This is a genomic window from Pleurocapsa minor HA4230-MV1 (assembly GCA_019359095.1).
In the GTDB taxonomy this organism is placed as follows: Bacteria; Cyanobacteriota; Cyanobacteriia; order Cyanobacteriales; family Xenococcaceae; genus Waterburya; species Waterburya minor.
Window position 1 is genome coordinate 56,372 of the sequence record JAHHHZ010000013.1, and the last position, 12,545, is coordinate 68,916.

The window sequence follows — 12,545 nt, forward strand, 5'->3', positions numbered from 1 at the left end:
GCAAGATTATCTATTTTACTTGGATTGAAATCAAAGTAAGACAATGTGTAGATTAATCAAAAATTACTGATTAACTGTTAACTTTTGACTGCTCACTGCCATCAGTGGTAATATTCCCTGCAAGATTGAATAGCTATAATTTTGAGGATAATGAATGATAGCAAGATGAGCTGCGATATTTAAAGTATTTATCTTCAAAGTTGTCTGTAAAATTTGGGCTAGTAATTTATCTGAAGCAATAATTAAACCAGTAGTTAAACTTGCTTGTTCTGAACTTAAAAAGTATTTTTTTTGCTTAATAATTGTTTGTTGCCAATCTAAAAAATGGTTTTGCGCTAGAGATATATGAGGAATTTTAGATTGGGCTACTAGATCCTTAATTGGGTATCCTGATACTGAGCGATCGGTTAATAGTAAATCAATTGAGTTACTATTTATTAATCCTGTTACACAGGAATATTTAGCTATATTTTTGGCATTAGCTTTAGATAATAATAACCATCGCCAGCCAGTTTTTCCTGCTTTAAGTTTTGGTAAGGTTTCGCCTAAATGATTGGTGACGTTTAAGTATTTAAGCTCACCAATGTTATGTTTTGAGTAAAATTCCAAGCAACTGATCCCACAATTAGATTGCTGCAAGCTATGATAATATTCTGGATTTAAACCAACCGCCGTACTGATTAAAGCTCGATTAGTGCCACCGTGCGCCACAATTAAAATAGTTTGACCGCGATGTTTAGTTAAAATTTTTTGCCAAAATTGTTGTGCTTGCTTAAATAGTTCTCTCACAGGAAACAAAGTACCATTTAAAGTAAAAAGATGGGGAGTATTCTGCCAATAATTATAAGCATCAATAAATTTTTCTTTAACCTCTTGATACAATAATCCCTGCCAATCTGACATTTGAATTTCAGTTAACTGGCGATCGATAAATAGAGGAGGTATATTATTATTTTTTTGTTTAAAAGTAGCAAGAATTGCTTGAGTGGTTTGTTGAACTCTGGTTAACGGACTAGTATAAATCGCATCAAAATTATACTTTTGCAAAGCTAATCCTGTAGAGTAAGCATCTTGATGTCCTTTTTCTGTTAATACCGAGTCATCACTACTACCTTGATATCTGCCCTGTTCGTTATAGGTAGTGCGAGCATGGCGAACTAGGATTATTTTGGTAAAGGGAGCGGAAGGAGATAAGAAATTATTCATAAATTAATAATTATTGCTTACTTACTCATTACTGTATATAGATTTGTCTATTCCAATGAAAATGAAGTGAAGCTTGTGTGAGAAATTTTTCATAATAAATCAAATATTAAACCGCTTCGCGGTAGCTATTAGCTTGACTGGCATAGTGGGAAAATAAACCCACCACTATGGGATTTTTCCACTTTAGAGAAGTGGAGGAATTAAAGCCTGAAGCGATCGCAAATTTTATAATCAAGAATAAATAATATCTACATAATATCTACAACAACTGTTATGCAATGGCAACCAATAAACGACTTACCAACAGATTGGCAAAAATGGGCTAATCCTGAGTTACCACCTTTAGTAACCGTTTGGAATGAGCAAGCAGATCGTTTGCGTGACTCTGGTGAATTTAAAACTTATATGGAAAAATTGCGCCGTGAAATAGCAATTGAGACGGGAATTATTGAAAGGTTATATACACTAGATCGCGGAGTAACGCGATTATTAATTGAGCAAGGAATCAACGAATCTTTAATTCCCCATGGTTCTACAGATCGACCTGTAGCTCAGGTAATTGCTTTGATTCAAGATCAAAAAGCAGCAATGGAAAGTTTATTTGATTTTGTTGGCAGAACAAGAAGTTTATCAACTTTTTATGTTAAGCAGTTACATCAACTTCTCACTCAAAATCAAGATAGTACAGAGGCATTAGTACCATCTACAGGTCAAGTTATCAATGTCCCACTAATAAGAGGAGATTGGAAAAAACAGGCAAATAATCCGATGAGAGGAGATGGCTCTATTCATGAATATTGTCCTCCAGAACAAGTAGCTTCGGAAATGGATCGATTAATTGAATTACATCATCAGCATAACCATAAAAAGATACCACCTGAAATCAAATCAGCTTGGTTACATCATCGTTTTACCCAAATTCATCCTTGCCAAGATGGTAATGGTCGTGTTGCTCGATGTCTTGGAAATTTAGTTTTTATACAAGTGGGTTGGTTTCCTTTGGTAATTACTCGTGATGATCGGGCAATATATATTCAAGCTTCAGAAAAAGCAGATCGAGGTGATTTATCAGATTTGATTAATTTATTTGCGAAAAATCAAAAAAGAGCTTTTATTCGCAGTCTTGGTTTATCCGAGCAAATCTTATCGGAATCACGCCGTACTCAAATTGTTATTGCCTCTATTGCTGACAAACTTAATCAGAATCAATCGATAACAATCCAAAATAGATGTCATCAAGTTGAAGGTTTTGCCAAAGATTTATACGATTTGGCATTGCAACGTTTAGAAGAAGTTATTGCGGAAATTAAACTTTCGCTATCAAATTTATTAGATGAATTTCAAGTTTTTACAGTTACTCCAAAATCTGATGGTTCTCAATCCCATTATCATCGTTATCAAATTGTCGAAACTGCTAAACAATTAGACTATTTTGCTAATCTTCGCTCATATCACCAGTGGATACAGTTAATTATTGACGTTCAATATCCAACTATAATTTTGTTATCATTTCACGTGCTTGGTCATGAATATCGAGGATTGTTAGTATGTTCGGCTTGTGCCTATCATCGAGATGATTCTGGTAACGGAGAAAGTAACACCAATGATATACAAACACTTTCAGAATCTCCTTTTCAATTCTCCTATGCTGATGAAAAAACTGCGCTGATAGAACGTTTTAAAGTTTGGCTCGAAGAAATAATCGTTAATGGTTTAGAGTATTGGAATAAAAGTATTTAAATTTCAACTAACATTAACAGTTTGTTGTAAGCGATAAAGAGTTGCATAATGCTTACCCAGTTTCATTAATTGTTCGTGTGTTCCCTGTTCTAAAACTTGACCCCCTTCCAGATAAAAAATTTGGTCGGCATTTTGGGCAGTTCTTAAATCGTGGGTGATTAAAAAAGTAGTTGATGTTTGCGTTAAACGATCTAAAGCATCGGTAACAATGCGTTCGCTATGGTTATCTAGTCCGACGGTGGGTTCATCGAGAATAACGATGGGAGCATTACGAATAGCAGCACGAGCGATCGCAATTCGTTGTCTTTGTCCTCCTGAAAGGGTTGCGCCTCTTTCTCCCACAACGGTATCGTAACCTTCTGGGAGTGCCATGATAAAATCGTGGGCATTGGCTAAACGGGCAGCCATTTCGATTTCTTTATCAGTAGCTTCGACGCAACCATAGGCGATATTATCTTTAATGCTGGCAGCAAAAAGAATGCTTTCCTGCAAGACAATACTGATTTGTTTTCTGAGGGAATCGAGAGTGTATTCTCTAAGATCATGTTCATCTATTAGTACTCCACCTTGTTGAGGATCGTAAAGGCGTAGCAGGAGACTAACCAAAGTTGATTTACCGCCACCAGAAGCACCAACTAAAGCTACTTTCTGTCCTGGTAAGACGGTTAAAGAGAGATTATTAAGAGTATTGGCTTGATTTTCGTAGGCAAAACTTACGCAACGAAACTCGACCATCCCCCGAAACAAAGGTGCAGGATAAGCCCATTTAGAATCTCTAACTTCAGGTACTATGTCTAATAGATCGATAATTCTTTCTCCAGAAGCGATCGCTTTAGCAATTTGTCCTGTATATTTTGCCAATTGGCGCATGGGTTTAAACGCCACTTTAAGATAGGTGATAAACACTAGTAAGTCCCCTGGGGTAATAGTCTTAACCATTACTAACTGTACTCCTCGCCAGAGAACAATCGAAGTTGCGATCGCCACTAGCACTTCTACGGTACGCTCTTGTCCTGCCCGTAGTTTTTGGGTTTGTGCGCTTTCATTGAGGCTTTTTTGGTTTTGTTTAGCAAAGGTTTTTTCTAAACGAGACTCAAGGGATAAAGCTTGCACTACTTTAATCGCACCGATAGCCTCGGCTGCATTAGCTGCCATTACTCCTTCCCTTTGGCGTTGTTTCTTTGCCACCTTATGAATGCGTTTGCTCATAGTGGCAGTGGTCATTAAAAATATGGGGAAGATAGCCACCGCAATTAAAGCTAACTGGATATTCAACCACATCATCACCCCTAACATTCCCACCATAGTTAAGGTGTTGGTGACTAAAGGTAAAGCAGCAACGACTGTTACTTCTCGCAATCTTTCAATGTCATAAGTAACGCGAGTAATTAAATCCCCCGTTTTGGCTTTGTTATGAAAAGAAAGAGACAAGCTTTGAATGTGAGAATATAAATTAGCTCGAATCTCACTCAATATCTTGGTTGCAGCTACCGCCATTCCTGCTGTGCTGACATAAGCCATTGAGCCACGTAACAAAGCAATAATTACTAAGGCAACCGCTAACAGGGTTAATAAGGTAATGACATTAAAATCATCTAAGAACGGAACTTTTAGACTTTCAACTTTAAACCCCTTGAAAATAATCTCATCAAAAATAAACTTGAGAGGCCAAGGTTCAAGCATATGCAAACCCGTTTCGGCTAATAGTGCCAAGAAGGAAATAGTAAGTAAGCCTGCCTGTTGACGAATTTGGGGCAGAAAATGCTTTACTATGCGATTAAGTCCCGATATTCCTTGCTTTAGGTTCTTTGGTCGTTTTTTTTTCATTATTATTTGTGTTGAATATATACGTTCATCTATTTCTAATTAAGTTTTGTCAAGCTAAAGAAAATATTAAAATCTTATTGAGAATAGCTAACCATTTTATTAGTGTTTCAAACTATGATAAATTTGTTGAATAACTAAGCTACACATAACCTGATATTTTGGATTTTTATGACTAAATTTTGAAATTTTACTATTCTTAATACTTTGAAATTCAAGTTAGTTAATAACTTGCTGTTTTTCTTGATTCTAAAAATCTTGTTAACTCAACAAAACTTTAAATAGTCTTATTGACTAAGTATTATTACTCAATTGACAATCTGCTTGATATTTATATCTTGTCCAAATATAAAACTGGAGTTTTGAGATAAGAAGTCAGAGGTCAGAAAAGATTAATTGGTCACTGATAATTAATTGTTGATTGTTAAGTAGGTAGGCAAAATAATTGATTAAACCCCTACCCTTAGAGCTATTTGTCCTAAAGGATTCCTAAAGGATTAGCTCCTTCGTCCTAAAGGACTTGTCTCGCATAGTTAGAGATACCGCTCCGCATATCGCGTCACCGCTCCGCATATTACTCGTTACTCGTTACTTGTTACTCCCTAACTTCATTTCCAATTTAATTACACCCACCTACTTACTTCCTATTTCCTATTTTTTATTTCCTACTTCGCTCACTGGTCACTGGTTACTGATAACTGATGACTAATATATTTGTTGACCTTTCTTTCTGCTGCCACCAACATTTTTTCCAGCCAAGTTGCATAACCACCAAAGGAAAGTTTTCTAACTAAGGGACGTAAAAAGGCTTGATGACGGCGTTGTCCTAGGCGACTGTAGCGTTTTTTGAAGTACTTATCTTTTTTGGTTAAATCCCACTTCTGCATAAAGTGTTCGAGACTAGCAACTTCCCAAGCATCACTCCAGCGCAACATGAAGTAAGTTAAATCTGACCATTCAAACCCAGTATCGGGAACATAGGTAGTTATAGAATCAGGTTCACAATAGATTTTGCCTCCTGCATTGGTAACAGACATCGAGAAATCAATGTGTTCTCTGGTGCTGAGTAATTTTTCATCTAATAAACCAATGGTGTCAAAGATATCCCTGCGGACTAACATACAGTGAAACTCGGCAAATTTACATTCTCGCCGTTTCAATTTGTCTTGGACTTCGGCCACAGGACGATTGACAAAATAGTGCTTTTCGTAAACTTTGCGTTTCATTTTGTCATTTTTAACCTCTAGGACTATGTGTGCTTCTCCTCCAGCCAGGTGGACTTTGGAATGGAGGTTTTTACCAATACAAACTAGAGGACAAACTACTGTTGCTTCCGTTTCTTCGGCACAGTTCACTAATTTTTCTAACCAACCAGGGGCAACATGAATGTCATTGTCAACGAAAACAACGTATTTAGTTTTGACGAATTGTAAGCCAATATTTCTCGCTTGATTGGGAGAAAGATACTGTTCAGTTCTAATTAACTTGAAATCTTTGACTGATGCTTGATTAGCTAAATAGTCTTGAATATGTCTTGGGGAATTACCATCAACATAAACTAAATCAAAAGGATAATCAGTATGTTGATAAATACTTTCTAGAGATTCGCGAGTATAGCTAAAACGTTCTCTCGGTACGACGATTAATGTTACTTTGTTCTCGTTCATAATTAGTTGTTAATTGCAAATCGTTAATAGTTAATTGTCGATCTATCACCTACTACCTACCCATTACCCATTACCCATTACCCATTACCCATTACCTATGACTCCCGTTACCCTGCCAAAACTTGAATTTTAGGTTGAGTATTTACTGCCAAAACGCGAGCGTAAATCTCTCGCCAGTTGGCTTGTTCTACAGCAGGGTTTAAATCTTGAATAACTTTTTGTTTAGCTGCTTTACCAAAACTCTTTCTGAGTAAAGGATTATCTATTAATTGCGCGATCGCAATTTTCAACTCCTCACTGGAATAGGGATTTACAAGTAAACCGTTGACACCATCTTCAATAATTTCGGCGATCGCATCGACATTTGTACCCACCACCGCTTTTTCGGCTAACATGGCTTCGAGTAAGGCATTAGGACAACCATCATTGAGAGAAGGAATGGCAAAGATGTCCATATAGGCTAAATATCCCAAGGCTTGTTCTCGACTTACTTTACCGGTAATTATTATTTTGTCTTTTAAGCCACTATTTATTAATTCTTGCTCCCAATATTCTCTTTCTTTAGCAACAAACTCACCAACAAATAATAAAGTAAATTCTGTTTCTATTGTTTGACAAGCGTCTAAGAGATATTCAATCCCTTTTTTATCCCGAAAATTACCTACAGAACCAACTACTGTTCCTTTTAATTGATTCACTAAAGACGGAGTGGGCAGGCTATTAAAATCTACAGGGGCAATCGAGTTTAAAAATGCCGAAGATTTATTCACAATTGTCGGTTCAAATAATCTGGCACGGTGCATTAGATCCTGACTAACAAAAGTAGTCCAATCAGAATTAGCTAAAGTCCAGGCTATTTGTTTTTGCTGTTGAGAATCAAAAATATGTTTGTGTAAATCTGCACCACGCACACTATTGATCACTGATAGTCCATTTTCTTTAGCTAACATAGTAGTTAAAAAACCAGTTTCGTTAATAAAAAAAGCATGAACTACATCAAATTGATATTGTTTATGAAGGACAGTTAACTGTCCATAAATATCCATTAAATAATCTTGATCGCGAGCTAGTGTCGAACGAATAGCAGGATATAAACGATGAACAGTAATCCCATCTTGAATACTAGTTTCACAACGAGAACGACTAAAATTTCCTGCGTTAGCTAACTTTCTTTCTTGACGAAATATAGAACGAAAAACCGCTACATGAACCTGATAACCTAAGTCTGTTAATAACAAAGCAATACGTTTAGCAGATACCCCTACTCCACCGACATCAGGGGGAAATTCTTGGGCTGTAAGACAAATAGTTTTCATGGCTGGAATTAATAGTTAATTATTAATAATCGGTGAACTGATTATTATTTAGTCTGTCAAGTTATGATTAATCGTTCGTGAAACTTTTGTGAGAGAATTTTCATGAAGCGATTGGGCTTCACCTACGGACGCGCCTCCAGGCGCTAATCCTTTAGGGCTTCGCGATCGCCTGAGTTGTGGTGTTTATCTAACCTGAATTAATATCCTTTATTTCCAAGGATTAACTATATCGATACCACATTCTCTGAAATCATCTACATTTCGCGTTGCTAAAGTAGCGTTATGGCAACGAGCGATCGCAGCAATCTGAGCATCAATTTGAGAAATAGGACGACCGATTTTTCTTCTTTTGGCAGCTATAGTTGCAAATAATTGTGCTGCATCGGTATCAAAAGGCAAAATACGCCCAGTAAAATCCAACTCAAACATCAAGTTAGCTGCTTTTTTCAAGGCAGTACGTCGTTTTCCTGCTGGTAAAATTTCCAAGCCATAGAGAATTTCAGCTTGAGTCAAAGTAGTAATAAATAAGCTGGGTGCTTGATATTTACCGAACCAAAGCACTACCGATCTATCGGGTTGCGACTTCATGAGTTCCGATAAAACATTAGTATCGAGAATGATCATTACCCAAATTGAGGGGGTTCGCGCATCTCTTCACGAAAAGCAGCAGGAAGATCGTCAACTCCACCTAGTTGGGCAAAACGTTTTTGAATTGATTCAGCCAGATTTTCTGACAATTGAGTATCTTGCAATAAAGTATGGCGTAAAATTTGCCTTACTTCTTCCTCCATAGAATTACCGTGATGTGCAGCCCGAATACGTAATAATTCTTTTATTGGTTCTTCTAAATTGCGGATAGTTATGCTTGCCATAGTATTTTAGTTTCACTTCCTGCTTACATTGTAATCAATGCTAGCAATGCTATCAATTAAATGTCGCTCAAACTAGGGGCAAATCCTCCGCTTCTAATTCTTTTTTTTAAGTAATCTGATGCCACAAATCATCTACACAACTGAAAACTAAAATGTAACAATATTCAGTATTAAACATTGTTACATTCGAGAGACTAGTTTTGATTCTCTTAAATGGAATTTTTCTTTTCAACTATACTTAAGAGTTGCAATCGGCGTGATTCTTAATAAAAATATGAAGTTGTCATTGGAACAAGAAGCCTTGATACCTGTATATACAGAAAAGTGGGTGAATATTGCTTTTTCTGAACAGAATATAGATCGAGAGCGAGCGAAAAAAATAATTATTGCTGCATACACATTTTTAGGATACTCTGAACCAGAAATTCTATTTTTCAAGAATATTGAATCAATTGCTCAAAGTATTCAACCTCTTCTAGAAGAAAAAATATTAGGTTTGACCAAACAAAGTAAAGAACCAGTTCTAAAGAGAATTGGCAATAAATTAGGAAAACCTCTTGCTGGTCGTCTTCAAGGTTTATACAGACAGCTTTGTGTTGAAGTTGATTCCGAATATTATGCTTTATACCAAAATTTATTTGGTTTAGATTTATATAGACGAGAAAAATATTTCTATCAAATATATGATTATACGACTCATGATTGCTCGAATAAAATAAAGCAAAACTTAAACTTTCAAAATTATGAGTTAAGATTCATTTCATCAGAAAAATTGAAAGTTAAACTTCAGGATAAATTTTTCGATGCTATTTTTCCCAACACATTTTATACTAATGATTGCCTATTCATTGATTATTATTGTGAAGTACTAAATCGTAGTTGTAATTATGATCTATGGCATATTCTCAAGCAACTTTGTGCAGACTGTGGACTAATGCTCATTCCTTTTCAGTCAATATGTTTGGTTTGCGATCGCTATCAACTTCCAATCAAAAATTCAAGAAAGCTTGAGTATTTTTAAGTAGGAGAGATAGATTAATAATTATTGGCGATCTATACCAACTGCTTTTGCTTGGTTAATTGTTTTATATACTGTGCTGTATTGTTAACTCCAGCTAAATTTAAACTCAATTCAGTTTTATCTTGTTGAAGATAGCTAATAATTTGCTCGGCAAACTTTTCTGGTTGTAAATCTTCAGGCTGAATCATTTTGACTCGACCTAAATTATCTAATTTCTTCAAACGAGTTTCTTGTTCTTTGTCGTTATTACCCTGAAATGCCATCATCATTGCTTTCACACCAGTGCTTAAAATATTCATGGTAGTGTTGTAACCAGACATTCCAATAGATAAGTCTGCCTGTTGCATATAATTAAGGAAATTTGGAGTGTAACGTTCAATAGTGATGTTATCTAGATTTTTAGTTATTTGTTGCAGTTTTACTAATACTTCATCAGGACTAAAAGCACCTGTAAAAACTTGCAGATGATGGGGAATTTTATCTTTTAAGATAGGTGCAGTATGAGCCACACATTCTAATAAATCGTGTCCAAATCTTCCCCCACCAACACTAACCAAAATTAAAGGTTTATTAGCTATCGGTTGAGATTGAGGTAGGGGTTGAACTACATAACCCGTGTAGTGTACAGGACAAGTTAAGTCATTAACACGAGAAAAGCTGAGGTTAAGTTTAACAAAATTAGGATCGCCATGAATTAATAACATATCAAAATATTTATTAATCAAACGACAAACCTTTTCTTCATGTCTTTGTTGATTTTGTTTAGTAACTACAATATCTCTCACACTAGAAACAATTTTTGTTCCCATTGCTTTAGCTTTTTCCATTAATGGAATCAATTCAAAAGAAAAGCGTCTTCTCCCAAAAGGAAATAGTTCAATAATTAAAACATCTGGTTGAAAGCGATCGCACGTATCTAACAGGATTTTAGTTCTAATAGTTTCTAACTCTGACATGGTTAAATTATCATCTACAGGAGTAAGTTCAGTAAACTCACTATCCGTTTTGATCGCAGGAATATTGATTACTTCAATTTCCCTAGGAAACTCAAATTCTTCGATAACTTCTCCACCATTAATAAAGCAAATTTGAAAGTCAGGTATTAACCCCCGAACTATTTCTACACTGCGAATCAAATGACCCATGCCAAGAATATGTTGGCAATAAAACATTACTTTTTTCATAATTACTATTTATTGATTGCTGATAATTAGTTATCATTCATCGTTACCTATTACCTATTACCTATTACCTATTACCTATTACCTATTACCTATTACCTATTACCTACTATCCACTACCTCCTACCTACTTAGGCAGATTTAAGAGCAATATTAGAACTTTGATCGATATAGAAAGAGTCAAATAAAAGCATTGCTAAATAATCATTAACTCTCGGTAATCCTGTAAAATCTAAATGGCTAATAGATTTAAAATTATTAACTCGCTCTAAACTATTAAGCAAAGTTGCCATTAATAAACTAGAATTCAGTAAGTCAGGATGAATTATCTTAATTAATCCTGCTTTTGCTAAACTTTGAGCGCGGATTAATTGTTCTTGTCCTGGTTTTATACGAGGAACGACGATCGCTTTTTTGCCTTTTTGTAAAACTTCAGTAATGGTGTTATAGCCACACATACAAATTACCGCATCGGCAGTATTAACATAGCTCATTAAATCATTAGTGAACTCTAATACTGTAACTCCAGGTAATGATTGGGCTTTTTGATATATTTTTTGTTGCTGTTCGGGAGGCATTTCTGCACCACAAAAAATGAGGCTGCGGATTTTTTGATTGACAAAGCGATCGCGCTCTTTTGCCAAACCATCAAGATAATTATTAACTAAGAAATAACCATCTTCTCCACCGCCAGGCGTAACTAAAACTAACTTTTCATTACTTTGAATACCTAATTCTTGACGGATAGTACGACGATTTTTTAAACCAGATTCTTTGCGAATATAACCACAAAAACGGACTTTAGATGCAATTTCCTGACTAAACTGATATTCTTGACAAAGATCAAATATTTCTGGCATCCCTACTACTAAGATGCGATCGTAAATAGACTCTACTATCTGGTAATAATTTTCTTTTTGCCATTCCTGAATAGTTTTTTCTGGAGTATCTAAAATATCTCGTAATAATAAAATAAATTTAGTGTTTGGTAAATGATGTTTTAAATAGTTAATTGTTGAGTTTAATTCTCCTCGAATTCCTGATGGTTTTTTATCAACTAAAACTAAATCTGGTTGATAGTTTTTCGCTGCTGCTAAAATTAATTCCGATCGCAAGTTTAAAATAGATTCAATATCTGCATTGAGATATTTAACCGCCATTTCTCCCGATGAACCACGATTAAGACAGGGAAGCTTGATATAGTCTAAACCTTGGGGTAAACGAAAGCTTTGCAGCATTGGTGAACCAGATACTAACAAAATCGAAAGATTAGGAATTGACTTGAGTAAAGACTTACAAATAGCTAGCATTCGGCGAATATTTCCCAAACCGTAAGCATCGTGGGAATAAACCATGATTCTTTGATATTTGCCTGTAGTAACTGAGGAAGGAAGAATACGAGCCATGATAATTACGCTCTGGTTGTGACTAAATTTTTTGAGGTAGTTAGGAGAGTAGAGGAAGTAGAGAGGTGGTGGGGTAGTTAGGTAGAGGAGTTAATTCTCCACTACTTCAATAACTCCATTACTCCAAATACTCTGCTATCTCTCTAAAAAGTTTTCTATTATTGTTAGTTTCACAGTTGTCAATGAATCGTCTATGAAACTTTGATGAGAAAAATCTTACTTTAACAACAGCCATAAGCTATAAGGCAGGTGCATCTCTAAAATCGTCGGTGTCGGGTTTGAAGGTTAAACCCAGTTTTTTGCAATTACTTA

At 35.5% G+C, this 12,545-nt stretch carries 10 protein-coding genes; 2 read left to right on the plus strand and 8 right to left on the minus strand.

What is annotated here, in order from left to right:
• Positions 1-63: 63 nt before the first annotated feature.
• Complete coding sequence (locus KME09_04990; GenBank protein MBW4533273.1) at positions 64-1,206, minus strand: histidine phosphatase family protein; 1,143 nt, start codon at positions 1,204-1,206, stop codon at positions 64-66.
• A 273-nt stretch (positions 1,207-1,479) separates the two neighbouring features.
• On the opposite strand from KME09_04990, the gene KME09_04995 reads away from it, so the two are divergent.
• Positions 1,480-2,946, plus strand: a complete 1,467-nt coding sequence (locus KME09_04995; protein ID MBW4533274.1) for a Fic family protein — start codon at positions 1,480-1,482, stop codon at positions 2,944-2,946.
• Positions 2,947-2,949: 3 nt separating this feature from the next.
• Here KME09_04995 and KME09_05000 read toward each other — a convergent pair whose 3' ends face one another.
• The 5 genes from KME09_05000 to KME09_05020 form a co-directional block, all read right to left on the minus strand.
• On the minus strand, positions 2,950-4,776 hold the full coding sequence (locus tag KME09_05000) for an ABC transporter ATP-binding protein/permease (protein MBW4533275.1): 1,827 nt from the start codon (positions 4,774-4,776) through the stop codon (positions 2,950-2,952).
• A 668-nt stretch (positions 4,777-5,444) separates the two neighbouring features.
• Positions 5,445-6,437 carry a glycosyltransferase gene (locus KME09_05005; GenBank protein MBW4533276.1) on the minus strand — a complete coding sequence of 331 codons (993 nt, stop codon included), beginning with the start codon at positions 6,435-6,437 and terminating at the stop codon, positions 5,445-5,447.
• Between the two features lie 107 nt (positions 6,438-6,544).
• Positions 6,545-7,762: a glycosyltransferase gene (locus KME09_05010; GenBank protein ID MBW4533277.1), complete on the minus strand. Its 1,218-nt coding sequence runs from the start codon at positions 7,760-7,762 to the stop codon at positions 6,545-6,547.
• Between the two features lie 198 nt (positions 7,763-7,960).
• Positions 7,961-8,341, minus strand: a complete 381-nt coding sequence (locus KME09_05015; GenBank protein ID MBW4533278.1) for a type II toxin-antitoxin system VapC family toxin — start codon at positions 8,339-8,341, stop codon at positions 7,961-7,963.
• Between the two features lie 35 nt (positions 8,342-8,376).
• Positions 8,377-8,625, minus strand: a complete 249-nt coding sequence (locus tag KME09_05020; protein MBW4533279.1) for a hypothetical protein — start codon at positions 8,623-8,625, stop codon at positions 8,377-8,379.
• A 286-nt stretch (positions 8,626-8,911) separates the two neighbouring features.
• Between KME09_05020 and KME09_05025 the strand changes: the two genes are divergently transcribed.
• Positions 8,912-9,646, plus strand: coding sequence for a hypothetical protein (locus KME09_05025; protein MBW4533280.1), 735 nt, complete (start codon positions 8,912-8,914; stop codon positions 9,644-9,646).
• Between the two features lie 32 nt (positions 9,647-9,678).
• Here the strand turns inward: KME09_05025 and KME09_05030 are convergent, their stop codons facing one another.
• Complete coding sequence (locus KME09_05030; protein MBW4533281.1) at positions 9,679-10,818, minus strand: glycosyl transferase; 1,140 nt, start codon at positions 10,816-10,818, stop codon at positions 9,679-9,681.
• Between the two features lie 140 nt (positions 10,819-10,958).
• Positions 10,959-12,233: a glycosyltransferase gene (locus KME09_05035; protein ID MBW4533282.1), complete on the minus strand. Its 1,275-nt coding sequence runs from the start codon at positions 12,231-12,233 to the stop codon at positions 10,959-10,961.
• Between the last annotated feature and the right edge of the window lie 312 nt (positions 12,234-12,545).